Raw genomic sequence first — 26,401 nt, 5'->3', positions numbered from 1 at the left:
CACGATAATGCGCTCGACCGGAACATCGCGGACCAAGCTCTTCAGCGCGAGCCTTGTCGCGCTGGCCCTGCTGCTGCCCGGCAGCACGCAGGCTCAGTCGGCGGGCAACGGCCTGACCAACCTGATCGACGGCATCTTTTCCGGACCGAACGCTGCGACGCCGCCGCAGGCCGCAACCGGGCAGGACGCCGCGGCGCCGCCCTGGAGCGGGGAAGACGGCGCCTCGGGCCATCCGCTGATGACCGCGGCTGCGATCCGCCAGGCCGCGTCCGACTTCCCGAACTGCATCGCCGGGATGTGGCCCGATGCCGCGCGGCGCAACATCACCCAACAGAATTTCGAGCGCTTCACCGCGGACCTGCAGCCCGATCTGCGCATCATGGATCTCTTGGATTCCCAGCCGGAATTCACCAAGGCGATCTGGGACTATCTCGACATTCTCGTCAGCGATGCGCGGCTCGCCAAGGGCCGCGAGATCCTCGCGAAATACAAGCCGCAGTTCGACGCGACCGAGAAGGCCTATCGCGTCGATCGCTACATCATCGCGGCAATCTGGGGCATCGAGTCGAACTACTCGACCCAGATGGGCGATCGCAGCGTGGTGCAGTCGACCGCGACGCTCGCCTGCATCGGCCGCCGCCAGGCCTATTTCAAGGACGAGTTCCTTTCGGCGCTGGAAATCCTCAACCGCGGCGATCTCAAACCCGAGCAGATGCGCGGCTCCTGGGCCGGCGCCTTCGGCCCGACCCAGTTCATGCCGACCGCGTTCAAGCGCTACGCCGTCGATGGCGATGGCGACGGCCGTCGCGATGTCGTCGACAATCCGAGCGACCTGATCGCCTCGACCGCCAACAACCTGAAGAAGGACGGCTGGCAGGCCGGTGCGAGCTGGGGCTACGAGGTCGTGCTGCCGCAAGGCCTGAACTACATGCTGGCCGACCGCGCCAAGGCGATGCCGCTGTCGCAATGGGAGCATCTCGGCCTCAAGCGGCCGAACGGCCAGCCGTTCCCGCGCCCGTCCGACAAGGCCTATCTGCTGGCGCCGGCCGGCGCCGAGGGTCCGGGCTTCCTGATGCTGCAGAACTTCCGGGTGATCATGAAGTACAACCCGGCCGAAGCCTACGCGCTCGCCATCGGCCATTTCGCGGACCGGCTGCGCGGTGCCCAGCCCTTCGTGCAGCCCTGGCCGCGCCAGGAGCGGGTGCTGTCGCGCGCCGAACGGCTGGAACTGCAGCAGCTGCTGGCCCAGCGCGGCTTCTACAAGGGCACGCCGGACGGCCAGTTCGGCGGCCAGACCCGCGAGGCCCTGCGCGGCTTCCAGGTGTCGATCGGCGCACCGGCGGACGGTTTTGCCACCTCCGAGGTGCTGGACCGGCTCAGGGGGCGGTAGGGCAGCGGGTTTCGCCGGATCGCGGCCCGAAAGTAACCGTGAAATCCGATATTTGCCTATTTGCCCGGCGCCTTGACGGCGGCCGGAGGCACCCGATTTATGGTGGAAAAGCTGCCCGCTTGCGGCCCGATTCCGCTAGTATGCTCACGTACTTCCAGATCATTTGCGACCGAACGCGATGCGAGAGCCGAAGTCATTCCTGCGCCTGTTCACCGAAGCCGGTCCGCTGGTCGCGCTGGCGGTGGCGCTCGCGCTGTTGATCGGCATTGCCGAGCCCGCCTCGGCGCAGTTCTTCGGCTTCCCCGGCTTCGGCGGCGGACCACCGCAGCCGCAGCGCCGCGCGCCGCCGCAGCGCGGCGGCGGCGGCTGGTTCGGGGGCGATTTCTTCGCACCGTTCCAGCAGCAGGCGCCGCAGGCCGCGCCGCAGCAGCGGCCGCGCGAGGATTTCTCGCGCGCTCCGCCGCCGGCCAAACATGAAGCCGCCGCCGAGCGCAATGTGCTCGTGATCGGCGACGCCATGGCCGACTGGCTCGCCTATGGCCTGGAAGATGCCTATTCCGACCAGCCCGACATGGGCGTGATCCGCAAGCACAAGACGGTCTCCGGCCTGATCCGCTATCAGCCGAAGGGCGACCCGGCGGATTGGGCGGCGGCCGCGAAGGGCATTCTCGCCAACGAGAACCCCGACGCCATCGTCGTGATGCTCGGCCTCAACGATCGCACCTCGATCCGCGAACCGGTCACGGAGAAGAAGGTCGACAAGAAGGACGACAAGGACAAGAAGGACGCGCGCGGCAAGCCGGACGCCAAGCCCGGCGAGAAGCCGGGAGAGAAACCCGGCGACAAGCCCGATGCCGCCGCCAAGACTGACGGCAAGCCTGTCGATACCGAATTGCCGGCCGACGATGCCGAGAACGACACGCAGGCTGCGCCGGAAAAGACCGCACGCTCGCCCAACGGCGTCTATGACTTCCGCGACGACCGCTGGGTCGAGCTCTACGGCAAGAAGATCGAGGAGCTGATCAACGTGCTGAAGAGCAAGGGCGTTCCGGTGCTGTGGGTCGGCCTGCCGGCGATCCGCGGCCAGAAGGGCACGTCGGACATGCTGTTCCTCGACGCGCTGTATCGCGACGGCGCCGGCAAGGCCGGCATCACCTATGTCGACGTCTGGGACGGCTTCGTCGACGAAGCCGGCCGCTTCATGCAGAAGGGCCCGGACTTCGAAGGCCAGCCGCGCAAGCTGCGTACCGACGACGGCGTGTTCTTCACCAAGGCCGGCGCGCGCAAGCTCGCGCACTATGTCGAGCGCGAGGTGACGCGCCTGCTCGCGGTGCGCTCCGGCCCGATCGCGCTGCCGAACGAGCCGGCGACGCCCGATACCAGCGCCGAGCCCGGCAAGCCGGCGCCGCGGCCGCTGGCAGGCCCGGTGCTGCCGCTGGTCGCTTCCACCGTTGGTACCGATCAATTGCTCGGTGGCCCGGGCTCGCGCCCTGCCGCCGTCGATGCGCTCGCCGCGCGCACGCTGGTGAAGGGCGAGGCGCTGGCGCCGCCCGCCGGCCGCGCCGATGATTTCGCCTGGCCGCGCCGCGAGATCGGCCGCGAGCAGGCCAAGGGCGATGTGCCGGTGGCCGCGACCACGCCAACCGCGCCGGCCGGCGCGCCCGCGAACCCGCCGCCCTCGACCACGGCGATCGCGCCCGACGGCTCGATCATCACCGCGCCGAAGCCGCAGCGGCGTGCGTTCCGCCCGGCGCAGGCCCAGCCGCAGCCACAACAGCCGCAGATCCAGCCTTGGCTGCGCGACCTGTTCGGTTTCGGCGCGCCGCAGCAGCGCCCGCTGGTCGCCCCGCCGCGTCCGCCGCGCGGTGTCGGGCAGAGAGCCGCGGTGCCGGGGACTCCCTGGCAGTAGGCGGCCGCAAGCGAAGCTACATCGAAGCTACATCGAAGCTACATCCACGTTATTGCGAGCCACCCGGTCGGCGCAAGGCGCCGCCGGAGGACAGGCTCCGCGAAGCAATCCATCTATCCGCGCGGGCGGATAGATGGATTGCTTCGTCGCTTCGCTCCTCGCAATGACGGTGGTGTTGACGGGCTCAGCCGTAATAGCGCCAGCGTGACGGCGGCGGGCGGCGCGGCTGGCGCGTCATCAGCAGCGCGAGCGCAAAGCCGATGCCGCCGGCGATCAGGAGCGATCCCAGCGGATTCTCCTGTACCGCATGCGCCATCGCCTTTTGTCCGCTGCGAACGGTTTCACCGCGATGCTCATAGGCGTCCTTGGCATAATTCACCGCGCTGTCGGCGGCGTCGCGCGCGGCATCCTTGGCCTGGCCGTAGAGATCCTGCATCGAGCCGGCGGCTTCGCGCACGCGGCCCGAGGCCTGCGTCTGCGCATCGCCGGTCGCGTCGCCGACGGCACCTTCCGCCTTGCCCGCAAACTCCTTCGCCGTTCCGAAAATCCGATCCTTGTCCATCGTGACGCTCCCTGAATTGTCAAGGAGCCAACCGCGGAACCTCGCGCAAGTTCCTGGAGCTACAGGATCAGCCCGCCATCGACGACGATGGTCTGGCCGACGACATAGGAGGCGAGCGGCGATGCCAGGAACAGCGCGGCGCCGGCCATGTCGGCGGGCGTGCCGAGACGCTTCAGCGGAATGCGCTCGAGTGCACCTTCGAGCCGCTTCGGATTAGCCGTCGTCGCCTTGGTCATCTTGGTGTCGACGAGGCCGGGCGCGATGCCGTTGACGCGGATGCCGTTCTCCGCCCAGGCCTCACCCAGCGTGCGCGTCAGCCCGACGGCGCCGGTCTTCGAGGCGTTGTAGGCCGGATTGCCCATGGTGGAATGATAGGCCGCGGTCGAGCTCACGATGATCAGCGAGCCCTTAGCTGCGCTCAGCATCGCCTGGAATTTGGTGGCGCAGGCCATCAGGCTCATCAAATTGACCTCGAGCACCTTGCGGAAGCCTTCCATCTCGAATTCCCCGCGGCGGTAAATCACCGCGCCCTGCGCCAGCACCAGCACGTCGAGCCGGTCGAACGACGGCGAGAGGTCTGCGATCGCCTGCGGATTGCTGACGTCGAGCTGCGCATAGGCCAGGCCGTCGAGATGCGAGCCTTCTTCAGCGGAATAGTCGCTGGCCTGCGCACGGGTGCCGTACACGGCAACGCGCGCGCCCTTGGCGCGGAAGGCCTGCGCAATGCCGTTGCCGATGCCTGAGGAGCCGCCGACCACCAGTACCTGCTTGCCGCCGAAATCGAGCTCGTTCATCGCGTTCCTCTCTCGTTACTGTTTTCTTGATTGAGCATGATCATTTTCGAAAAGCCAACCGGGAAACTTGCGTTAACGCGCTGCGCGCGCGCCGATATCCGATCGCCGGTTTGACGCGTCTTTGGATCGGTGCCAGCGTTGCGGTCTCACAACGCAAAAAATCACCGGGAGGTCCGTCATGTCCGAATACAAGCAGCTCAGCCGTTCGGTGAAGGGCCTCACCGTTCTCGTCACGGGAGCGGCCAGCGGCATGGGCCGCGCCACCGCGCGCGTGTTCGCCGATGAAGGCGCCAATGTCGCGGTCACCGACCTGACCGAAGAGGGCACGCAGACGGTGGCGAAAGAAATCTCGGCGGGCGGCGGCTCGGCAAAGGCCTGGACGCTCGACGTTGCCGATCGCGATGCCATCACCAAGGTGGTCAACGACGTCGCCGCGCATTTCGGCGGGCTAGACATCGTCGTCAACAATGCCGGCATCTCGGTGCGCGTGCCGATCGACGATCCCGGTTACGAGGACGCATGGACCAGGGGCATCGCTGTCATGCTGACGGCGCATCCGCGCGTCATTCGCGCCGCACTGCCGTACCTGCGCAAGTCGCGATCGCCGCGCATCGTCAACATCGCCTCGACCGAAGCGCTGGGCGCGACCGCGCTGCACAGCCCCTATTCCGCGGCAAAGGGCGGCGTCACCAGCCTGACCCGCTCGCTCGCGGTGGAACTGGGGCGCGAAGGCATCACCGTGAACTGCATCTGCCCTGGTCCGATCCGCACCGCGATCACCGACCGCATCTCCGAGGAGCACAAGACGCTCTACGCCAAGCGCCGCACCGCACTCGCGCGCTACGGCGATCCGGAAGAGGTCGCGCACATGACGCTGAGCCTGTGCCTGCCCGCCGCATCCTTCCTGACCGGCGCCGTGATTCCCGTCGACGGCGGGTTGATGGCCAGAAACGCTTGATACGTTCCCCGGCTCTGCGGTGCACCGTCAAGAGAGACGCTGCACCGCGTCCGGGACACGAGTCTGCGCAACCCTGCATGTCGTACCGTGCGTTGACAGCGCGCGTCTCGGGAGTAGCCTTCGGGTCAAACGAAGCGGGAAAACCGCCCGCAAAGCACGGGGAGATACGCGCCATGACCGTCCTGATCCGGCAGCTTCACAAGCATTTCGTCGGCGAAGTCTCCGGCGTCGATCTGCGCAAGCCGCTGACGAAGCAGGAAGCAATCGACATCGAGGCCGGCATGGACAAATACGCCGTGCTCGTCTTCCACGGCCAGCAAATATCAGACGAACAGCAGATGGCGTTCGCGCTGAATTTCGGCGAGCGGGAAACCTCGCGCGGCGGCACGGTGACCAAGAAGGAGGACTATCGCCTCTCCTCGGGGCTCAACGATGTCGGCAATCTCGGCAAGGACGGCAAGCCGCTGCCGAAGGATCACCGCACCCATCTGTTCAATCTCGGCAACTGCCTGTGGCATTCCGACAGCTCGTTCCGGCCGATCCCGGCGAAATTCTCGCTGCTGTCGGCGCGCGTGGTGAACCCGACGGGCGGCAACACCGAGTTCGCCGACATGCGCGCCGCCTATGACGCGCTCGACGACGAAACCAAGGCCGAGATCGAGGACATGATCTGCGAGCACTCGCTGATGTATTCGCGCGGCTCGCTCGGCTTCCTCGACTACACCGAGGAAGAGAAGCAGATGTTCAAGCCGGTGCTGCAGCGCCTGGTGCGCACGCATCCCGGGCACGGCCGCAAGTCGCTGTATCTGTCGTCGCATGCCGGCGCCATCAGGGGCATGAGCATGCCGGAGGCGCGGCTGCTGCTGCGCGACCTCACCGAGCACGCGACGCAGCCGGAGTTCGTCTATGTGCACAAATGGACGGTGCATGACCTCGTGATGTGGGACAACCGCCAGACCGTGCACCGCGTCCGCCGCTATGACCAGTCGCAGCCCCGCGACATGCGCCGCGCCACGGTGGCCGGCACCCAACCGACGGTGGCGCAGGAAGCGGCGGAGTAGCGCCGCAAAAACAGCCGTCGTCCCGGGCAAGCGCAAGCGCGACCCGGGACCCATAACCACAGGGCGCGGTAGTTGCGCGACGCTGTGGCCCCAGCGCGATTACACATCTAGATTCGGTGGTTATGAGTCCCGGCTTTCGCCGGGACGACGTTGGGGAGATAGCGCGGCCAGCTACGCGTGGCCGGCGTCGTTCGACAGCATGCCGGCCTCGATGCCGATCTTGCGCAAAGCGCGGGCGTATTTCTCGTCGACATCGGTGCCGAAGATCAATTCCGGATCGGCGTCGCAGTGCAGCCAGCCATTGTGCTGGATCTCGTTCTCGAGCTGGCCCGGCGCCCAGCCGGCATAGCCGAGCGCGAGGATCGCGTGCTTGGGCCCGGCGCCCTTGGCGATCGCCTTCAGGATATCAACGGTCGCGGTCAGCGAGATGCCGTCGTCGATGTTCAGCGTCGCGTCCTGAATGTAGAAGTCGCTGGAGTGCAGCACGAAGCCGCGGCCGGTGTCGACCGGGCCGCCCTTCATCACCTTCATCATCTCGGCATTTTCGGGCAGCTGAATCTGGTCCGACTTCTCGATGATGTCGAGCTGCACCAGCAGGCCGGGAAAATCGATGCTGCCGGCCGGGCGATTGACGATGATGCCCATCGCGCCCTCCGACGAATGGGCACACATGTAGATCACGGAGCGCTCGAACCGCGGGTCGTTCATGACAGGCATCGCGATCAGCATCTGGCCGTCGAGATAGCCATCGTCGGTGGCATGGGGACCGACGGCCGGGCTGCCGCCGACGGCAGTCTTGCGACTCTTGCCTGTTTTGCCTTCAGGGCGCATCCGCAAAGGCCTTTCCTGCTGATTTGGCATCCTGATATTGGGTGGCCGTTCTGTCAATCAACCATCGACCGCAGTGCGGCGATGCATCACAAGCAATTCAATGGTTTGCACCGAAAGTTGCAGGTAAAGACGTCTCATGATCGTCACAGTTCCCCTGCGGGCCGCATTCGGCGTTGCCGCCATATTATCCGTCGCATTTGCGGCAGCGCAGGTTCGCGCCGACGACGCCTCGCCGTGGCAGCAGGACACCCATTCCGCGGTGCGGTTGCTGGCGGGATCGCGCAGCGGCGCGGTGCTGCTCGGCGGCATCGCCTTCCAGTTGCAGGACGGCTGGAAAACCTACTGGCGCACGCCAGGCGATTCCGGCGTGCCGCCGCGGTTCGATTTCTCCAAGTCGGATAATGTCGATGCGGTCACGGTGATGTGGCCGGCGCCGCGCCAGTTCGACGACGGCGCCGGCGGCATCTCGCTCGGCTACAAGCACCAGGTGGTGCTGCCGCTGCGCATCGTCGCGAAGAATCCCGACAAGCCAGTGGTGCTGCGCGCCGACATCAGTTACGCGGTGTGCGAGAAGCTGTGCGTGCCGGTGGAAGCCAAGGCCGAGCTCGCCTTCGCAAGCGTCGCCTCGACCGAGGACGCCGCGCTCTCGGAAGCGCTCAATGCGGTGCCGAAGCCCGCCAATATCGGCGACCCTACCCCGTTCACGATCCGCGACGTCAAACGCGACGGCAAGAACAACGTGCTGGTCGATGTCGCCGCGCCCGAAACCAAGGACCTCAGCCTGTTCGTCGAGGGCCCGACGCCCGACTGGGCGCTCCCCGTGCCCAAGCTCGTCGAGCACTCCCCGCCAGGCGTGAAGCGCTTCACCTTCGAGCTCGACGGCCTGCCGCCGGGCGCCAAGGCGGACGGCGCCGCGCTGAAGCTGACCCTGGTCGGCGGCGAGAAGAGCTACGAATTCAATATCAATTTGAACTGACGCCCGCCTCTCCAATCGTCGTCCTCGACGGGAACAGCGGTCACCCAACCCAATCTTAACGTTTCGTTGATAGATCGGGGCCGATTGGCGCCCTTGCGGTGCTTTAGGACTTTTCCGCCTTGGCAGTGATGCAGACACAATCCGCAACCTCTGCGCCATCGGGTCCGCTCGCGCGCGTACGGGACCTCGTCGCGCGACTGCTCGGCGGCACCAAGGAGGCGTCGGTCACCAAGCGCCTCGCCGGCATGATCTTCGCCATCCGCGTCGTCAGCGCCGCCATCGCCTATCTCGCGCAGATCCTGCTGGCGCGCTGGATGAGCGGTTCGGACTACGGCATCTATGTCTATGTCTGGACCTGGGTGCTGCTGCTCGGCAGCACGATGGATTTCGGCATCGCGCCGTCATCGCAGAAGATCATTCCGGAATATCGCACGCGCGGCGACCTCGCCGCGTTGCGCGGCTTCCTCTCCGGCGGCCGCTGGGTGGTGCTTGCCACCTCCAGCACGGTGGCGCTGCTGCTCGCGGGCGTGATCCACCTCGCCTCGCCCTGGATCGACCCCAACGCGGTGGTGCCGCTCTATATCGGCTGCCTGACCTTGCCGCCTTTCGTCGTCGCCAACACCCAGGACGGCATCTCGCGCGCGCATGACTGGATGCAGCTCGGCCTGATGCCGCAGTTCATCGTGCGGCAGGGGCTGATCATCGCATTGACTGCTGGCGCGCTGGCGCTCGGCCTCAATCTCGGCGCCACGGCGGCGATGATCGCGAGCGCGGCGGCGGTCTACATCGCGGCGATCGGCCAGATGTTCGTGCTGAACCGCCGCCTCAAAGCCCATGTCGGGGCGGGCGACAAGACCTACGACGTCAAGGGCTGGTTTAAGATCTCGCTGCCGATCATGCTGGTCGAGAGCTTCTATCTCCTGCTCGGCTACACCGACGTGCTGATGCTGCAGCAATTCCGCTCCTCCGAGGAGGTCGGCATCTATTTCGCCGTGGTCAAGACGCTGGCGCTGGTGTCGTTCGTGCACTACGCGATGGCGGCGACCACGGCACACCGCTTCGCCGAATACAATGCGCTCGGCGACAAGGACCGGCTGTCAGCCTACGTCGCGCATGCGATCAGCTGGACGTTCTGGCCGTCGCTGCTCGCGACCATCGCCCTGCTCGCGTTCGGCAAGCCGCTGCTGTGGCTGTTCGGCCCGAAATTCGTCGACGGCTACAGCATCATGTTCGTCGCCGCGATCGGCCTCGTGGTGCGCTCGGCGATTGGGCCGGTCGAGCGTCTCTTGAACATGCTCGGCCACCAGAGCATCTGCGCAACCGCCTACGCGGTGTCGTTCCTGATGAATGTCGGGCTCTGCATGACGCTGGTGCCGCACTACGGCGGCATGGGCGCCGCAGCCTCGACCTCGCTGTCACTGATCTTCGAGACGATCCTGTTGTTCTACGTGGTGCGCTCGCGGCTCGGGCTGCACGTGCTTGCGTTCGGGAAGCGGCGGCCAGCGCCGTAGCTTTCCACCGGACCGGCTCGCGCAAGCCGGCCCTGATCCGATCAGGGCCGGTTTCTTCTTTGCCGCCATATCTCGCCGGGAGTTACTCCGCGGTCCAGCCGCCGTCGATCGAGAGGTTGGCGCCGGTGATCTGCGCGGCATCGTCGCCGCACAGGAACAGCGCGAGCGCTGCGACCTGCTCCGAGGTCACGAACTCCTTGGTCGGCTGGGCTGCGAGCAGCACGTCCTTGATGACCTGCTCCTTGGTCAGATTGCGCGCCTTCATGGTCTCCGGAATCTGGTGCTCGACCAGCGGCGTCCAGACATAGCCCGGCGAGATGCAGTTGCAGGTGATCTTGAACTGCGCGAGCTCCAGCGCCGCGGTCTTGGTGAGGCCGGCGATGCCGTGCTTGGCCGAGACGTAGGCCGACTTGAACGGCGAGGCGACCAGCGAATGCGCCGAGGCGGTGTTGATGATGCGGCCCCAGCCGCGCTTCTTCATGCCGGGCACCGCGGCGCGGATGCCGTAGAACGCCGACGACAGGTTGATCGCGATGATCGCTTCCCACTTCTCCGGCGGGAATTCCTCGATCGGCGACACGAACTGGATGCCGGCATTGTTGACCAGGATATCGACCGAACCAAAGGTCTTCTCTCCGAGCGCGATCATGTCGGCGATCTCGGCCGGCTTGGTCATGTCGGCCGGCGAATGCACCGCCTTGACCTTGAAATCGGTCTCGATGCCGGAGCGTTCCTTCTCGATGTCGGCCGGAACGCCCATGCCGTTGAGGACGATATTGGCGCCAGCGCCTGCGAAGGCGCGCGCATACGCCAATCCGATGCCGCTGGTCGAGCCGGTCACAACGGCGGTCTTGCCTGTCAACGTACCCATTATCGGTCGCTCCTATGTGCTTGCGGGGGGCTTCGTTTCAGGGGCCTTGGGTTCGTCCCCCGTCAGGTCGTAAGTCACCATGGTTTCCCCGGACTGAGGCCGTTCTAGCCATTCTTTGTGACGCATCGACAAATGCACGTCGCGGACGCCCGCGCCCCAGTGCTCGACCATCGCAACATGGGAGAAGTCGTAGTCCTTCGACGAAGTCTCGTAGTTCTTGCTCTTGTAGATCAGGTGAACCACCGTGACGGTGTTCTCCTTGGACGCCTTGCGGAGCAGTTCGACCGACGGATCGTTCTTCAGGTAATCGGGCAGCTTGCCGATCAGGTCGCGCACCGCCATGCGGGCGTTGTGGATCTGCCTGTTCTTGTCGGTGTTCATCCGGGTCCGGCTGGAAAAACGGATGTCCTTTTCGCGCTCGGCGGCTTCCAGCAGCGTTTCCGGCAGCGGTCCGCGCGCGCTGAACAGGTCGACCTGGAAGATCAGGAGATCGCGGCTGGTCTCCTCATCGAGCACGAAATCGAGCGGCGTGTTCGAGGCGATGCCGCCGTCCCAATAGTGCTCGCCCTCGATCACGACGGCCGGAAAGCCCGGCGGCAAGGCGCCGGAAGCCATGATGTGCTCGGGACCGATTGTCTTGCCGCGCTTCTTGAACTCGTAATTGTCGAAATAGCAGAAATTACCCGAGGTGACGCTGACCGCGCCGACCGACAGCCGCGTCTTCAGATCGTTGATGCGGTCGAAATCGACCAGCCGCTCCAGCGTCCTCTTCAGGGGCGCGGTGTCGTAATAGCTCAGCGATTGCGAGCTGCCGGGCGGCCACAGCGGCGCCGGCGGGATCCGCGGCGTGAAGAAGCCGGGCACGCCGAAGGTCGCGATGATCGCGGCAGAGGTCTCGTTGAACAGCGAGCGGGCGCGCTCATGTTTCGAGACCGGATTCCACGGCACCGGCGCCGACACCATCTCCCAGAATTCCTTCAGCCGCGGCACGCGCTCGGCCGGCTCGTTGCCGGCAATGATCGCGGCATTGATGGCGCCGATCGAGATGCCGGCGATCCATTCCGGCTCGAAGCCTGCGTGACAGAGCGCCTGGAAGGCGCCGGCCTGATAGGAGCCGAGCGCACCGCCGCCCTGGAGGACCAGCACCCGCTGCGCTTGCGCGGGCGTCGAGGCCGGCGCGGAATCCGAAGTATCCATTCGTGACCGTTCGGTTCGAAACCAACACTGATCGTGACGCAATCGCATCCCGATCCAACCTCATTGGCGAGCACGGTCTTTGCCAAAAGCGGCGTCCGCTTTTCCGATCATGCTCTCGCAGCAGTACGGTGGCGGCTGTTCGCCGCGCCGTCAATCTGGGAGATGGGGGATTGGATCACGCGGAATTTATCGAAATCAGGTTGCCGCCAGAATGAGCGTCCAGAACACCTTGTACTTGGTGTTGGGAGCATAGACGGGCGGCGATGCCCATTTTTGTGACACCGCTCTTGAGCATGTTGGCCTTGTGCGGCGGCGAATCGCGCCACCCCGAAAAGGCTTCCGCCAGCGTGTGGTAGCCGGCAGAGATGTTCTCGACCGCCACCGTCGCGGGATAACCGCCGGCCTCGAGCCGCTTGCCGAGCGGGGCCTTCACGTCGTGATCCATCTTGTTGCGGGCGGCCATCGCCTGCGACTGCTGCTCGGCGAGCTTGGTCAGATCGGGATCCACCACGACGGTGCCAAGGCCGTTGTTCTGGCGGTACTGCGAAAACATGATCGCGGCGGCCTGGCTATTCAGCACGGCACCGGGCTGCGCCATGTTGAGATACATGGCCGGTTCTTCCGGGATTTTGGTGTCCGTGCCGCAGCCGGCAAGCACCAGAAGCCCGAACAGGGCGACCGTCGTTCGTTTCACGAGTGAGAACCCCCAAAGTTGGCCCGCCGTTGTTGCATACCAACCGTGGCTGAATGGTGAACGGCGGCTAACTTTTGGCCGCCAAATGCCGCCATTGCCGGATATTGCGAAGCAGAGCGCGGGCTTCGGCCATCCCATTGACACCATTGCGCGTTTCTGGCTCGGTCGGTCCAACCTAACCGTCGGGTTGAGGAAGGTCATGAGCCAGGAAACCGCCCTGCCGATCGCCGATTCGACCACGACTCGCTCGATCTTCGATTGGCTCGAGCGGTTCGCCGCCTGCGTCAGGGCGGTGGACTATGCCGCCGCCCGCCCGTTCTGGCATTCCGACATCATCTCCTTCGGCACCTACCAGGAACTCATCCGCGGCCGCACGCGCTGGACCGAGAAGCAATGGGACAATGTCTGGCCGCGCACGGCGGATTTCGCCTTCGACCTCGACAACACGGTGGTGCTGGCGAGCGCCGACGGCAACATGGCGACCGTGATCACGCCGTGGACCAGCACCGGCTTCCATGCGGACGGCAGCCGCTTCGATCGGCCGGGACGGGCGACCATCATCCTCGCGCGTCAGGCCGACGGACGCTGGCTCGGCATTCACTCCCACATGTCGCTGCAACGTGGCGTGCCGCAGGACAGCCACGGCAACCGGCCGGTCAAGGCGCGTTAGGGGAAGGTTTGAGCATGCGTAGCCCGGATTTCGCTGCGCTTCATCCGGGCTACAGGAGCTAACCCTGCTCCGCAAAGATCCGATAGCGGCGGGGTTGCAGCGAGACGATTTCGCCGGCCTGCAGCTCGCGGTCGCGGGGAGCGTCGATCTCGATCACGGTCTTGCCCTCGCCGCCCGACAGCGCCACCTCGGCACGCTGGATCGGACCGAACGAGCGGACATGCCGGATGGCGCCTTCCAACGCGCCGGTTCCGGCCGGGCCGACCGCCATGTCGTGGCGGCGGACGAACAGTTTTGCGGCGCCGGACGCCGCGCCCAAAGCCGGAATGTTCAGCGGGCGGCCGTCCAGCCGCACCGCGTCGCCGGCGACATCGACCGGCAGAACGATGGATTCGCCGATGAAGCCGTGCACGAAGGCGGTCGCCGGATTGTCGTAGACCTCCCCGGGCGAGCCGATCTGCTCGATCCTGCCCTTGTCCATCACGACGACGCGGTTGGCGACTTCGAGCGCCTCCTCCTGGTCGTGGGTGACGAAGATCGAGGTGACGTGGATCTCGTTGTGCAGCGAGCGCAGCCATTGCCGCAGCTCCTTGCGCACCTTGGCATCGAGCGCGCCGAACGGCTCGTCGAGCAGCAGGATCCGCGGCTCGATCGCCAGCGCACGCGCCAGCGCGATGCGCTGCCGCTGGCCGCCGGACAACTGACTCGGATAGCGGTTGGCGAGCCAATCGAGCTGCACCAGATCGAGCAGGTTCTTGACGCGGGCGCGGATCGTCGCCTCGTCCTTGCGGATCGCGCGCGGCTGCACGCGCAGGCCGAAGGCGACGTTCTCGAACACCGTCATGTGGCGGAACAGCGCATAGTGCTGGAACACGAAGCCGACCTGACGCTCGCTGGCGCCGCGCGACAGCGCATTCTCGCCGTCGATCGCGACCTCGCCGGAGTCGGGCCAGTCGAGCCCCGCGATGATCCGCAGCAGCGTGGTCTTGCCGGAGCCGGACGGGCCGAGCAGCGCCAAGAGCTCGCCGTCGGCGACCTTGAGATCGACATTGTCGAGCGCGGCAAAGCTGCCGAACGTCTTTACGATATTCTTGACTTCAATCGCCATCGCCCACCTCTGCCTCGTCGAGCCGACGCTCGAGCACAGTCTTCGCCACCAGCGTGATCAGCGCCAGCATCGCCAGCAGCGACGCGATCGCGAACGACGCGACGAACTGATATTCGTTGTAGAGAATCTCGACCAGCAGCGGCATCGTGTTGGTCTCGCCGCGGATGTGGCCGGAGACCACGGACACCGCGCCGAACTCGCCCATCGCACGCGCATTGCAGAGCAGGACGCCGTAGAGCAGGCCCCATTTGATGTTGGGCAGCGTGACGCGGAAGAAGGTTTGCAGGCCGGAGGCGCCGAGCGAGATCGCCGCCTCCTCTTCCTGGGTGCCCTGCTCCTGCATGAGCGGGATCAGCGCCCGCGCCACGAACGGGAAGGTGACGAAGATCGTCGCCAGCGCGATGCCGGGCACCGCGAACAGGATGTGGACGTTGTGCGCCTGCAGCCACGGCCCGAAATAGCCCTGCGCTCCGAACAGCAGCACGAAGACCAGTCCCGAGATCACCGGCGAGACCGAGAACGGCAGGTCGATCAGCGTGATCAGGAAGGTCTTGCCGGTGAACTCGAACTTCGAGATCGCCCAGGCCGCGAGCACGCCGAACACGAGATTGAGCGTGACCGAGATCGCGGCGATCAGGAGCGTCAGCCTGATCGCGGCCAGCGCCTCGGGCTCGGCCAGCGCGGCAAAATAGGCACCGACGCCCTTCGAGAAGGCCGACGCGAACACCACGACCAGCGGCAGCACCACGAACACGCTGAGGAAGGTGATCGCGAGCGCAATGATGATGAAGCGGATCGGGCCCGGCTCGGTGCGCACATTGCGCTGCGCCGTGCCGGGCTCTGCGCGCGCGATCTCGAGCCGCGGCGCCGGCGCCGCAACGCTGACATCGGTCGCGGGCGCATAGGTCCGCAGCTGCGTCGTCGAAGTCACCAATCCCGTCTGCATCGACATCACAAGACCTCAATGCACGGGGATGCGGGCCTGCGCCCAGCGTTGCAGCCGGTTGATCAGGAAGATGATCAGGAACGAGGCCACCAGCATCACGACCGCGATTGCGGTGGCGTCGGCGTAGCGGAATTCGGACAGCCGGATCACGATCAAGAGCGGCGCGATCTCGGAGACGTTGGGCAAATTGCCGGCGATGAAGATCACCGAGCCATATTCCCCGATGGCGCGGGCGAAGGCCAGCGCGAAGCCTGTGAGCAGCGCCGGGATCAGGCTCGGCAGGATGACGCGAAACACGGTGTGCCAGCGATTGGCGCCCAAGCTCGCGGCCGCCTCCTCGATCTCGGGATCGAGATCGATCAGCACCGGCTGCACCGTGCGCACCACGAAGGGAATGCCGATGAAGATCATCGCGATGAAGATGCCGATCGGCGTGAACGCGACCTTGATGCCGAGCTCGGCGAGCGGCGCGCCGAGCCAGCCTTTCTGCGCGAACAGTTGCGTCAGCGCGACGCCGGCGACCGCGGTCGGCAAGGCAAAGGGAATATCGACGATGGCATCGAACAGCCGCCGGCCCGGAAAGCGATAGCGAACCAGCGCCCAGACGATGATCGTCCCCATCACCAGATTGACGCAAGCGGCCGCAAACGAAAGCCCAAATGAGATCTTGAGCGCGTTCAATGTGCGGCGGCTGGTGACGATGCCCCAGAACTGATCGAGGCTGAGCTCGAATGTCTTGAGAAACAGCGCGGCCAGCGGAATCAGGATGATAACGGAGAGCCATGTCAGGGTCAGTCCCATGGTGAGACCGAACCCCGGCAGGGTACTGCGCCGTGCAACCGCTGTGCTCACATATCCCCCTGTTCGACCTGTGGTGCGAATGGTCGCGCCTCAGATTCTTCGTTTGCGCATGATCTTTCGGAAAACCGCGTCACACTTTTCCGGATCATGCGCATGATCAGTTCTTGTAGATCTGATCGAAGATGCCGCCCTCGGCGAAGTGCTCCTTCTGGGCCCTGGTCCAACCACCGAAAACGTCGTCGATGGTGAAAAGTTCAACCTTGGCGAAGGATTTTTCGTACTCCTTGGCGATCTCGGGATCGCGCGGCCGGTAGGAATTGCGCGCGGCGATCTCCTGGCCTTCCCTGGTGTACCAGTACTTCAGATAGGCTTCGGCGACCGCGCGGGTGCCCTTCTTGTCGGCGACCGCGTCGACCACCGCGACCGGCGGCTCGGCGAGGATCGACTGCGGCGGGGCCACGATCTCGAACTTCTCCGCGCCGAATTCGCGCAGCGCCAGAAAGGCTTCGTTCTCCCACGCAAGCAGCACGTCGCCGACGCCGCGCTCGACGAAGGTCACGGTCGAGCCGCGCGCGCCGGTGTCGAGCACCGGGACGTTCTGATAGAGATCGGCGACGAACTTCTTCGCCTTGTCGGCCGAGCCGTACTTCTTCTGCGCATAGCCCCAGGCGGCGAGATAGTTCCAGCGCGCGCCGCCCGAGGTCTTCGGGTTCGGCGTGATCACGCTGACGCCGGGCTTGATCAAATCGTCCCAATCCTTGATGCCCTTGGGATTGCCCTTGCGCACCAGGAACACGATGGTCGAGGTGTACGGCGAGGCGTTGAGCGGCAGCCGCTTCTGCCAGTCCGCGGCGAGCAGGCCCTTGCCGGCGATCGCATCGATGTCATAGGCGAGCGCCAGCGTGACGATGTCCGCCTGCAATCCGTCGATCACCGAGCGCGCCTGCGAGCCGGAGCCGCCATGCGACTGCTTGATCTCGACGCTCTTGCCGGTATCCTTCTGATAGGCCGCGGCGAACGCCTTGTTGAAATCGACATAGAGCTCGCGCGTCGGATCGTAGGACACGTTGAGCAGCGAATAGTCGGCCGCAAAGGCCGAGCTCGCCCACAACAACCCCGCGACCAGCGGCAGCATACGACGGATCATTTCTGTCTCCATTCAACCTGAGAAATGTCAGGGAACACGCAAGACATAACTCACGGTGAAGTGGCTTGAAGTCAACGAAACCGGTTTTCTTTGTTTTCGGCGGCGCAGCGCGCTTGTGCTACGAAGTCACCGCACTGCGAAGGCTTTGTCGCGTCGTCACATCGCGATGAAGCGTCATCGTGCCGTGACGCTGATTATGCTCACGACATCTTCATGGTGTGGATGCCGCATTCCGTCTTCGCCCGGCCACGCCAGCGGCCGTCGCGTGCATCCTCGCCGGCAGCGGACCGGCTGCTGCAAGGCATACACCCGACCGACTGATATCCCGATGCGACAAGTGGATGCGGCGGCAGCCTGGAGAGCGTGTAGATCGCCTCGATCTCCTCGCGCGAGACGTTGGCGAACGGATTGAATTTCAATCTGATCCCGTCATCCTCGACGACCGGAATGTCGGCGCGGGCACCGCCCTGGAACCGCTTGCGGCCGTTGATCCAGCCGGCGAACGGCTTCAGCGCACGCGCCAGCGGTTCCACCTTGCGGATGCGGCAACAGGCGTCGGGATCGGTGAACCACAATTCGCGGTCCGGATCCTGGCGCGACAGCGCTTCTTCGTCAGGTTTGATCGAGCGCACATCGGTGAGGCCGAGTGTCTTGATCAGCGTGTCGCGATAGGCCAGCGTCTCTTCGAACAGCCAGCCGGTGTCGAGGAACACCACCGGGATTGCCGGATCGACATCCGCCATCACCTTGAGCAGCGCGGCGGACTCGGTGCCGAACGATGACACCAGCGCCAGTTTCTCGCGGCCGACCGTCCGCAACGCCGCCGCGATCACCTCGGCAGGCGATGCCGTGCGTAGCGCGCGATCGAGCACGTCCGCCGGCGGCAATCCGCTCGGCTGTACCGTCAGCTCTGGTGCAAGCGTGCTCACTGGCCGGCGCTCTCCGAGTGACGCAGCTGCATGCGGCGGTTGAGGGCGGTGACGCGGCCGTCGCCGGTCGGCTGGTAGAACACCGAATAGCGCTTCATGGTCTGGGCGAACGCATCGGCGTCGGCATCCTTCTTCACCTCGAAGGCGTCGAAGCCGGCGCGCGTCATGAACACGAACTGGTCGCGCAGGATCTGGCCGGTGGCGCGCAGCTCGCCGTCATAGCCGTAGCGCTCGCGCAGCAGGCGCGCCTGGCTGTAGGCACGGCCGTCGCGGAAGGTGGGGAACACCAGCGCAACCGAAGCCAGCCGATCGAGATGCGGCACCAGATCGTCGAGATTGCGGTTGTTCGGCCAGATCACGCCGACCTTGCCGGCGCGGCGCAGCAGCGCTTCCGGATCGGCGAGAAAGCGCTCGGCCGTCACCAGCACCGCGCCGTCACCCGGCAGTTCGGCGCCGTCGGCGACATGCACGAACAAATCGGTGGTTAGTCTTCCCTGCTTAACGAGTGGCATAGACGCGCTCCCTGATCGGCTCGACGCCCAGACGCTTCACCGTATCGACGAACAATTCCTCGGGACGGTCGCGCAGCGCGAGATAGGCTTCGACAATGTCTTCGATCACGTCGGCGACTTCCGCATAGGGAACGGCCGGGCCGATCAAGGTGCCCAACTGCGCGTTCTCGTCGGCACGGCCGCCGATCGTGATCTGGTAGAATTCCTCACCGTTCTTCTCGACGCCGAGAATGCCGATGTGGCCGACATGGTGATGGCCGCAGGCATTGATGCAGCCGGAGATGTTGATGTGCAGCCGGCCGATCAGGTCGGCGGTGTCATGGTTGGCGAAGCGCCGCGTCAGCTCCTGCGCGATCGGGATCGAGCGCGCATTGGCCAGCGAGCAGTAGTCCAGCCCCGGGCAGGCGATGATGTCGGTGACGAGGTTGACGTTCGGCGTCGCGAGGCCGAGGCGGTCGAGCGCCTTGAACAGCAGCGGCAGGTCGCGCTTGGCGACGTGCGGCAGCGCCAAGTTCTGCTCGTGGCCGACGCGGATCTCGCCGAACGAATATTTGTCGGCGAGGTCGGCGACCGCGTCCATCTGCTCGGCGGTGGCATCGCCGGGCGGACCACCGACCGGCTTCAGCGACAGCGTCACGATCGAATAGCCCTGCACCTTGTGCGCCGACACCGAATTCTTGCGCCAACGCTCGAACAGCGGGTCATGCGCGGCCTGCTTCAGTTCGTCCGGCATATGCGGCAGCTTTTCATAAGGCGGATAGGAGAAGCGCGAGCGGACCTCCTCGATGGCGGCGTGATCGAGCGTCAGCCCGACATCGCCCATCGCCTTCCACTCCTCCTCGACTTCCTTGGCGAACTTCTCGATGCCGAGCTCGTGCACCAGGATCTTGATGCGCGCCTTGTAGATGTTGTCGCGGCGGCCGTACTGGTTGTAGACGCGCAGGATCGCCTCGATGTAGCTCAGGATATCGCGGCCGGGGACGAACGGCTTGATGGTCTTGGCGATGAACGGGGTGCGGCCGAGGCCGCCGCCGACCAGCACCTCGAAGCCGGTCTCGCCGTCGGCATTCTTGTGCAGCCGCAGTCCGATGTCGTGGATCTTGATCGCGGCGCGGTCGTGCTCGGCAGCGGTGATCGCGATCTTGAACTTGCGCGGCAGGAACGAGAATTCCGGATGCAGCGTGGTGTGCTGGCGGATCAGCTCCGACCAGATGCGCGGATCCTCGATCTCGCCGGGCGCGACGCCGGCCCACTGGTCCGAGGTGACGTTGCGCATGTTGTTGCCGGAGGTCTGCATCGCATGGATGCCGACCTGGGCGAGATCGGCCAGCGCATCGGGCAGCTCGGCGAGCTTGATCCAGTTGAACTGGATGTTCTGCCGCGTGGTGAAATGGCCGTAGCCGCGGTCGTAGCGGCGCGCGACATGGGCGAGCCGGCGCAGCTGCTTCGACGACAGCGTGCCGTAGGGGATCGCGACGCGGAACATGTATGCGTGCAGCTGCAAGTACACGCCATTCTGCAAGCGCAGGATCTTGAATTCGTCCTCGGTCAGCTCGCCGGAGAGGCGGCGCTTCACCTGGTCGCGGAATTCCGAAACACGCTCGTTGATCAGCGTGCGGTCGAGTTCGTCATATGCATACATGTTCGATGAGCCTTACGCCGGCGCGCCTTACGCGGGGACCTGGAGATCGATGGTGACGCCCTTGGCGCGGATCTGTTCGCGGAGGTTGCCGGGCTTGACCTTGCCGCCGTCCTTGAGCTCGACCGGCGCGATGTAGGGGCCGACCGCGCCGACGTCGTCGGCGGCGGCTTCCGCCAGCAGCGCGCGGGCATCGTCGGAGGTGGTGACGATGGCTGAATCGGCGAGTTCGGTGGACCAGCCTTGCTTGGCGGTGCGGTACACGACGGCGCCGTCCCAGGTGCGGTTGGCGGTCACCACCGAGGGGCCCGTGATCCTGATTTTCTTCTGTTCGAGCGGAGAGGTCATTCGGCAGCTTTCAGCAGTTCGGAGAACATCTGGTTGGAGAACAATTGGGTGACGTTGGATCGGCTCCATGGCGCGGAATGCGCGACCACATCGCCGATGATGAGAATGGCGGGGCCGCCATCGACCTGTTTGACGAGCTCAGGCAGCCGCGCCAGCGTGCCGACGGCAGCCTTGGCGTCGGGCCGCGTCACCCGCGCGAACACGCCGACCGGCGTCTCCGGCGAACGGCCCGCGGCCAGCATGCCTTCGCGGATCGAAGGCGCCGCGGTCATGCCCATGTAGACGACGACGGTCATCTTCTTGTCTGTGAGCACCGACCAGTCGACGACCTCGGCGTCGCGCGCCTTGTGCGCGGTGAGGAAGGTGATGCGCAGCGCCTCGTGCCGGAAGGTCAGCGGCACCTCGAATTGCGCGGCCGCACCGAGACCGGCGGAGACGCCCGGAATAATGGAATAGGCGACGCCGGCGTCGCGCAGTGCCTCGATTTCCTCACCGCCGCGGCCGAAGATGAAGGGATCGCCGCCCTTCAGCCGCACCGCGCGCTGGCCCGACTGCGCGGCCTCGATCATCAGGCGGTTGATGGCGTCCTGGCCGATGCCGGGCTTGCCGACACGGCGGCCGACCGGAATCCGCGTCGCGTCGCGGCGGATGCGGTCGAGAATTTCGGGAGACACCAGCTCGTCATAGAACACGACGTCGGCATCCTGCAGCGCGCGCAGCGCCTTCACGGTGAGCAGATCCGGATCGCCGGGACCGGCGCCGACCAGCGTGACATGGCCGACGGCCTTGCCTTCGGTATCAGCGCTGGCGAATGCGGCGGGATCCTTGATCGCCTTCAGCGCCTGCACGGCCTCGTCCTTGCGGCCGGCCAGCACCAGCGCGCCGATCGGACCGTCGATGATGCGCTCCCAGAAGCGGCGGCGCAGCGGAAACTCCTCGATGCGGGCATGCATCGCCTTGCGGAAGTGGCCGATGAAGCCGGCGAGATCGCCGATGCGCGCCGGCAGCACCGCCTCGATCCTCTCGCGGATGCGGCGCGCCACCACCGGCGATGTGCCGCCGGTGCCGACCGCGACCACGACATCGCCGCGATCGACGATCGCCGGCATGATGAAGGTGGAATGCACGAGGTCGTCCATCACGTTGACCGGCAGGCCGACCGCTTTCGCGCGCCCCGACATCGCAACGCCGATGTCGCCGGCGCCGGCGCAGAGGATGGCGATGACGTCGGAGAGATCGGCGGCAAGCGGATCGCCCTCGGCGCGCTCGATGCGCGCGGCGTCCTCCGCCGCGATGCCGGCGAGCTCATGATCGCCGTCGGTCGCATACCAGCGGACCGCCGCGCCGGCAGCCGCAAGCAGCCGCAATTTGGCGCGCACAAGCTCGCCCGCTCCAACGAGCAGCACCTTGCCGCTTTGCAGATCCAGAAACACAGGCAGGTATCGCATCAGACACTCGTTTCCCCAACTTGGGGGTTGACTGAAATTATTTTCTATTTATCTCTCGATCAAGGCCAGCAAAGAGAAAATTATTTCTTCTCTATTGCAGCGCAACTTTAGAATTTTCAACTCCACAGGCCAAGGCCAAGAGATGCATCTTCTCGACAACGAATCCGTCGCCGCCAGGACGCGGTCCGCAGCCCTCGCACAAGCATCTTCCGTGCCGGGAATTCAGGCCGCTCAGGCGCCGTCGATGGATCATCTCGACGAGCTGGAGGCGCAGAGCATCTACATCCTGCGCGAGGCGTTCGCCCGGCTGAAGAAGCTGGCGCTGCTGTGGTCGCTCGGCAAAGACTCCAATGTGATGATCTGGCTGGCGCGCAAGGCGTTCTTCGGCCGCGTGCCGTTCCCGGCGCTTCATGTCGACACCGGCAAGAAATTTCCGGAGATGTATGCGTTCCGTGACCGCTTCGGCAAGGAATGGGACCTCGACCTGCGCGTCGAGCCATGCCCGCCGATCGACAGCGTCGATCCGACCCTGCCGCCGGCCGCGCGTTCCGCCGCGCGCAAGACCGAGGGGCTGAAGCTCGCGCTCAACAAATACGGTTTCGACGGACTGATCGCCGGCATCCGCCGCGACGAAGAGGCGACCCGTGCCAAGGAGCGGGTGTTCTCGCCGCGCGGCCTCGAGGGCGAATGGGACGTTCGCGACCAGCCGCCGGAATTCTGGGACCAGTTCAACGCCTCGCCGCCGCAAGGCGCGCATCTGCGCATTCATCCGATCCTGCATTGGACCGAGGCCGACATCTGGGCCTACACCAAGCGCGAAGGCATTCCGATCATCCCGCTTTATCTCGCCAGGGACGGCAAGCGCTATCGCTCGCTGGGAGATCAGGACATCACCAACCCGGTCGCCTCCACCGCCTCCAACATCGACGAGATCCTCGCCGAGCTCGACGCCACCAAGATCCCGGAGCGGGCCGGCCGCGCGCTCGACCACGAGACCGAGGATGCGTTCGAGCGGCTGCGTGTCGCCGGCTATCTCTGATCACCACGCGAACCAACTTGGCTTCCCACTTCGTGCGAGCGTTCCGATGAACATGATCCTCCCCACCGCCTCGATCTCGGCAACGCCCAACGGCACGACCCGGCCGCAGGTGCGCATCGTCATCGTCGGCCATGTCGATCACGGCAAGTCGACGCTGGTCGGACGCCTGCTGCATGAGACCGGCAGCCTGCCGGACGGCAAGCTGGAGATGCTGAAGGCGGTGAGCGCACGGCGCGGCATGCCGTTCGAATGGTCGTTTCTGCTCGACGCGCTGCAGACCGAGCGCGACCAGGGCATCACCATCGACACCACCCAGATCCGCTTCCGCACCCGCTCGCGCGACGTCGTGCTGATCGACGCGCCCGGCCACGCGGAGTTCTTGCGCAACATGATCACCGGCGCCTCGCAGGCCGACGGCGCGGTGCTGATCATCGACGCGCTGGAAGGCGTGCGTGACCAGACCCGCCGCCACGGCTATCTGCTGCATCTGCTCGGCGTGAAGCAGGTCGCGGTCGTCGTCAACAAGATGGACCGCGTCGATTTCAGCGCGGACCGCTTCAAGGAGATCAGCGACGAGATTTCCGCGCATCTGGTCGGCCTCGGCGTGACGCCTGCGGCGGTGATCCCGATCTCGGCGCGCGACGGCGACGGCGTCGCCGAGCGCACCGCGCGGATCGACTGGTACAGGGGACCGACCGTGGTCGAGGCGCTCGATGCGCTCGAGCCGGCGCGCCCGCTGGTCGAGCTGCCGCTGCGCCTGCCGGTGCAGGCGATCTACAAGTTCGACGACCGCCGCATCGTGGCGGGCCGGATCGAGTCCGGCAGCCTGAAGGCCGGCGACGAGATCGTCATCATGCCGACCGGCAAGATCGCCAGGATCAAGACGGTCGAGAGCTGGCCGGTGACGCCGGTGCAGGGCCCGCAGGGCGCCGGGCGCTCGGTCGGCATCACGCTCGACCGCGAGCTGTTCTTCGAGCGCGGCGACATCATTGGACATTCCGGGCAGAGCCCGCGCGACACCCGCCGCATCCGCGCGCGGATCTTCTGGCTGCACGACAAGCCGCTGACAAAGGGCGAGCAGATCCTGATCCGGCTCGGCACCAAGGAAAGCCGCGCCACCGTGGTCGCGATCGAAAAGGCGATCGATCCCGGCGCGCTGTCCAACGAAGAGAACAGTGCGATCGCGCGCAACCATGTCGGCGAGATCGACATCTCGCTGGCGCAGCCGGTCGCGACCGATCCCTATACCGACAATCCGCGCTCCGGCCGCCTCGTGATCGAGGTCAACGGCCGCATCGCCGGCGGCGGCCTCGTGCTCTCGGTCGACGCCGGCCGGCCCGCGGTGCCGGTCGATATCGTGCCGGTGGAGTCAGCACTGCGCCCCGACGAGCGCTCGGCGCGCTACCACCACAATGGCGCGGTGATCTGGCTGACCGGCCTGCCCGGTTCGGGCAAGTCGACCCTGGCGCGGGCGCTGGAACGGCGCCTGTTCGGCAATGGCGGCTCGCCGATCCTGCTCGATGGCGACACCTTCCGCGCCGGGCTGAACAGCGATCTCGGCTTCTCGCCGCAGGATCGCACCGAGAACATCCGCCGCCTCGCCGAGGTCGCGACCCATCTCGCGCGCAACGGCCATATTGCCATCGTCGCCGCGGTGTCGCCGTCGAGCGCCGACCGTGCGGCAGCCCGCCGCATCGCCGACAGCGCGTTCCGCGAGATCTATGTCGCCACGCCTGCCGAGGTCTGCGAGACCCGCGACCCCAAGGGCCATTACGCCAAGGCCCGCGCCGGCGCGCTGCAGGGCTTCACCGGCATCGGCAGCGATTATCAGCCGCCGACCGGCAACGAATTGACCATCGACACCTCGAACCGCTCGGTCGCCGACGCCACCGACGCGATCGAGCGGATGCTGACCACGACCGGCGTTCTGTTCGACGAGCTGACCGATCTTGCGGCGAATATCTGACCTTGCTCGCTGTCATCGCCCGGCTCGCCGCCTCCGCTAAAGCTCCGGCGAGCCTCAGACCGAAGCCCCGTCGAAGCCTTGGCGTAGACCGGACCGGGCGACGGCGGTGTCAGAAAAACAGTCCGATTGAAAGCTATTCCGCCGCGCGCCGGCTTCCGGCCGCGTGCCGCACCATCCCCGGCGATTGCCCGGTGATGCGCTTGAACGCACGGCTGAAGGCCGCTTGCGACGCATAGCCAAGCCGCTGGGCGATCAGCTCGATCGGCTGGCGTTCGTGCTCGATCCATTGTGTCGCGAGACGCATCCGCAGTTCGGCAAGATAGCGCGCGGGCGATAAGCCGGTCATTGACTGAAAGCGTTCGGCGAACAGCGAGCGCGAGCATCCTGCCTCCGCCGCCAATTCGGCGACCGTCCAGTTGCGGCCGGGAGCGCGATGCAGCGCGCCGATGGCGCGGCCGAGACGCGGATCGCGCAAGGCCTCGAACCAATCCATCGCGTTGTCGCCGCCGCATTCGACCCAGCCACGCACGATCGACGCGGCGAGGACATCGGCCAGTCGCGCCATGGCGCCGACCGAACCGGCCCGCGGCGTACAGGTCTCCCGCTCCATCGCCTTCAGCATCGGTTCGATTTCCGGCTGGCGCGCCAGCAAGGTGTCGACCCGCATCACCTCCGGCATCAGCGCGATCAGCGGCCGCATGCCGCCAAGATCGAAATTCATGCACGCGCTGAAGATCAGAACCTGGTCGTCCCGCGGGCATCCTTCAGGGCAGGCCGACGTCACATCGACATTGCCGCAGAGCGTCTCGGTCTCGAAGCGCTCGACGTCGCAACTCGGCTCGTCCGGGGCCGAGACCAAATCATGCGCACCGCCGCGCGGCAGGAAAATTGCGTCACCGCATCCAAGGGGAAGCAACGTCGCATCGGCGTAGCGCAGCAGCGCCGTGCCATGTGCGACGAAGTGGAATTGCGCGCGCCCATACGGTGTCTCGAAGCGAAAACCGAATGGCGCCCGCGTCTCGACCCGACGGTAGCGAACGCCCTCGAGCCGCATGCCGAGCAACAGTTCGCTCACAAGATCGACGGCGGCGTCG

24 protein-coding genes and 1 pseudogene are annotated in these 26,401 nt (G+C 65.8%); 9 read left to right on the top strand and 16 right to left on the bottom strand.

Annotation, left to right across the window (positions count from 1 at the left end):
• Positions 1-7: 7 nt before the first annotated feature.
• Both ACVILL_RS17205 and ACVILL_RS17200 read left to right on the top strand, forming a co-directional pair.
• A complete protein-coding gene (locus ACVILL_RS17205; RefSeq protein ID WP_456730134.1) occupies positions 8-1,390 on the top strand; it encodes a lytic murein transglycosylase in 1,383 nt (460 codons plus the stop codon).
• Positions 1,391-1,568: 178 nt separating this feature from the next.
• Complete coding sequence (locus ACVILL_RS17200) at positions 1,569-3,299, top strand: SGNH/GDSL hydrolase family protein (RefSeq protein WP_456730133.1); 1,731 nt, start codon at positions 1,569-1,571, stop codon at positions 3,297-3,299.
• Between the two features lie 184 nt (positions 3,300-3,483).
• Here the strand turns inward: ACVILL_RS17200 and ACVILL_RS17195 are convergent, their stop codons facing one another.
• Together ACVILL_RS17195 and ACVILL_RS17190 are read right to left on the bottom strand one after the other, a co-directional pair.
• Positions 3,484-3,861, bottom strand: coding sequence for a CsbD family protein (locus ACVILL_RS17195; protein ID WP_456730132.1), 378 nt, complete (start codon positions 3,859-3,861; stop codon positions 3,484-3,486).
• A 59-nt stretch (positions 3,862-3,920) separates the two neighbouring features.
• Entirely contained in the window at positions 3,921-4,655 is a 735-nt protein-coding gene (locus ACVILL_RS17190) for an SDR family NAD(P)-dependent oxidoreductase (protein ID WP_456730131.1), read from the bottom strand.
• Between the two features lie 178 nt (positions 4,656-4,833).
• On the opposite strand from ACVILL_RS17190, the gene ACVILL_RS17185 reads away from it, so the two are divergent.
• Positions 4,834-5,613 (top strand): SDR family NAD(P)-dependent oxidoreductase, encoded by a 780-nt coding sequence (locus ACVILL_RS17185; protein WP_456730130.1) that lies wholly within the window; start codon positions 4,834-4,836, stop codon positions 5,611-5,613.
• Between the two features lie 173 nt (positions 5,614-5,786).
• Positions 5,787-6,674, top strand: a complete 888-nt coding sequence (locus ACVILL_RS17180) for a TauD/TfdA dioxygenase family protein (protein ID WP_456730129.1) — start codon at positions 5,787-5,789, stop codon at positions 6,672-6,674.
• Positions 6,675-6,845: 171 nt separating this feature from the next.
• Here the strand turns inward: ACVILL_RS17180 and ACVILL_RS17175 are convergent, their stop codons facing one another.
• Complete coding sequence (locus tag ACVILL_RS17175) at positions 6,846-7,505, bottom strand: YqgE/AlgH family protein (RefSeq protein ID WP_456730128.1); 660 nt, start codon at positions 7,503-7,505, stop codon at positions 6,846-6,848.
• A 136-nt stretch (positions 7,506-7,641) separates the two neighbouring features.
• Here ACVILL_RS17175 and ACVILL_RS17170 point away from each other — a divergent pair, with 136 nt between their 5' ends.
• Complete coding sequence (locus tag ACVILL_RS17170; protein ID WP_456730127.1) at positions 7,642-8,481, top strand: protein-disulfide reductase DsbD domain-containing protein; 840 nt, start codon at positions 7,642-7,644, stop codon at positions 8,479-8,481.
• Positions 8,482-8,609: 128 nt separating this feature from the next.
• Positions 8,610-9,992 carry an oligosaccharide flippase family protein gene (locus ACVILL_RS17165; protein ID WP_456734283.1) on the top strand — a complete coding sequence of 461 codons (1,383 nt, stop codon included), beginning with the start codon at positions 8,610-8,612 and terminating at the stop codon, positions 9,990-9,992.
• 82 nt (positions 9,993-10,074) lie between these two features.
• On the opposite strand, the gene ACVILL_RS17160 is transcribed toward ACVILL_RS17165, so the two are convergent.
• The 3 genes and pseudogenes from ACVILL_RS17160 to ACVILL_RS17150 all read right to left on the bottom strand — a co-directional run bounded on the left by ACVILL_RS17160 (position 10,075) and on the right by ACVILL_RS17150 (position 12,754).
• Positions 10,075-10,863 (bottom strand): 3-hydroxybutyrate dehydrogenase, encoded by a 789-nt coding sequence (locus ACVILL_RS17160; protein ID WP_456730126.1) that lies wholly within the window; start codon positions 10,861-10,863, stop codon positions 10,075-10,077.
• 12 nt (positions 10,864-10,875) lie between these two features.
• On the bottom strand, positions 10,876-12,060 hold the full coding sequence (locus tag ACVILL_RS17155) for a DUF3734 domain-containing protein (RefSeq protein WP_456730125.1): 1,185 nt from the start codon (positions 12,058-12,060) through the stop codon (positions 10,876-10,878).
• Positions 12,061-12,255: 195 nt separating this feature from the next.
• Positions 12,256-12,754, bottom strand: a pseudogene (locus tag ACVILL_RS17150) (CAP domain-containing protein).
• Positions 12,755-12,953: 199 nt separating this feature from the next.
• Between ACVILL_RS17150 and ACVILL_RS17145 the strand changes: the two are divergent.
• The gene (locus ACVILL_RS17145) at positions 12,954-13,424 is read left to right on the top strand and encodes a YybH family protein (protein WP_456730124.1); all 471 of its coding nucleotides are present in this window, start codon (positions 12,954-12,956) and stop codon (positions 13,422-13,424) included.
• A gap of 58 nt (positions 13,425-13,482) precedes the next feature.
• Here the strand turns inward: ACVILL_RS17145 and ACVILL_RS17140 are convergent, their stop codons facing one another.
• From ACVILL_RS17140 to cysG, 9 genes are all read right to left on the bottom strand, one after another.
• Positions 13,483-14,532, bottom strand: coding sequence for a sulfate/molybdate ABC transporter ATP-binding protein (locus ACVILL_RS17140; protein WP_456730123.1), 1,050 nt, complete (start codon positions 14,530-14,532; stop codon positions 13,483-13,485).
• Complete coding sequence (gene cysW, locus ACVILL_RS17135) at positions 14,522-15,484, bottom strand: sulfate ABC transporter permease subunit CysW (RefSeq protein WP_456730122.1); 963 nt, start codon at positions 15,482-15,484, stop codon at positions 14,522-14,524. The genes ACVILL_RS17140 and cysW overlap by 11 nt, the downstream gene beginning before the upstream one ends.
• 9 nt (positions 15,485-15,493) lie before the next feature.
• The gene (cysT, locus tag ACVILL_RS17130; RefSeq protein WP_092126216.1) at positions 15,494-16,300 is read right to left on the bottom strand and encodes a sulfate ABC transporter permease subunit CysT; all 807 of its coding nucleotides are present in this window, start codon (positions 16,298-16,300) and stop codon (positions 15,494-15,496) included.
• A gap of 136 nt (positions 16,301-16,436) precedes the next feature.
• Complete coding sequence (locus ACVILL_RS17125; RefSeq protein ID WP_456730121.1) at positions 16,437-17,426, bottom strand: sulfate ABC transporter substrate-binding protein; 990 nt, start codon at positions 17,424-17,426, stop codon at positions 16,437-16,439.
• Positions 17,427-17,626: 200 nt separating this feature from the next.
• Positions 17,627-18,355 (bottom strand): phosphoadenylyl-sulfate reductase, encoded by a 729-nt coding sequence (locus ACVILL_RS17120; RefSeq protein ID WP_456730120.1) that lies wholly within the window; start codon positions 18,353-18,355, stop codon positions 17,627-17,629.
• Positions 18,352-18,867, bottom strand: coding sequence for a DUF934 domain-containing protein (locus ACVILL_RS17115; RefSeq protein ID WP_456730119.1), 516 nt, complete (start codon positions 18,865-18,867; stop codon positions 18,352-18,354). The genes ACVILL_RS17120 and ACVILL_RS17115 overlap by 4 nt, the downstream gene beginning before the upstream one ends.
• Positions 18,854-20,509, bottom strand: a complete 1,656-nt coding sequence (locus ACVILL_RS17110; RefSeq protein WP_456730118.1) for a nitrite/sulfite reductase — start codon at positions 20,507-20,509, stop codon at positions 18,854-18,856. The genes ACVILL_RS17115 and ACVILL_RS17110 overlap by 14 nt, the downstream gene beginning before the upstream one ends.
• Positions 20,510-20,536: 27 nt before the next feature.
• A complete protein-coding gene (locus ACVILL_RS17105; protein ID WP_456730117.1) occupies positions 20,537-20,854 on the bottom strand; it encodes a DUF2849 domain-containing protein in 318 nt (105 codons plus the stop codon).
• Positions 20,851-22,302 carry a siroheme synthase CysG gene (gene cysG / locus ACVILL_RS17100; RefSeq protein ID WP_456730116.1) on the bottom strand — a complete coding sequence of 484 codons (1,452 nt, stop codon included), beginning with the start codon at positions 22,300-22,302 and terminating at the stop codon, positions 20,851-20,853. Before cysG ends, ACVILL_RS17105 begins: the two co-directional genes overlap by 4 nt.
• A 244-nt stretch (positions 22,303-22,546) precedes the next feature.
• On the opposite strand from cysG, the gene cysD reads away from it, so the two are divergent.
• Both cysD and cysC read left to right on the top strand, forming a co-directional pair.
• Positions 22,547-23,341 carry a sulfate adenylyltransferase subunit CysD gene (cysD, locus tag ACVILL_RS17095; RefSeq protein ID WP_456730115.1) on the top strand — a complete coding sequence of 265 codons (795 nt, stop codon included), beginning with the start codon at positions 22,547-22,549 and terminating at the stop codon, positions 23,339-23,341.
• Between the two features lie 46 nt (positions 23,342-23,387).
• Positions 23,388-25,307: an adenylyl-sulfate kinase gene (cysC, locus tag ACVILL_RS17090; protein WP_456730114.1), complete on the top strand. Its 1,920-nt coding sequence runs from the start codon at positions 23,388-23,390 to the stop codon at positions 25,305-25,307.
• Between the two features lie 133 nt (positions 25,308-25,440).
• On the opposite strand, the gene ACVILL_RS17085 is transcribed toward cysC, so the two are convergent.
• Positions 25,441-26,361, bottom strand: coding sequence for an AraC family transcriptional regulator (locus ACVILL_RS17085; protein ID WP_456734282.1), 921 nt, complete (start codon positions 26,359-26,361; stop codon positions 25,441-25,443).
• Positions 26,362-26,401 lie beyond the last annotated feature (40 nt).

This window comes from Bradyrhizobium sp. USDA 3364 (assembly GCF_054056355.1).
Note: the sequence above shows the minus strand (reverse complement) of the source record. Positions and strands in the feature narration are given on the sequence as shown.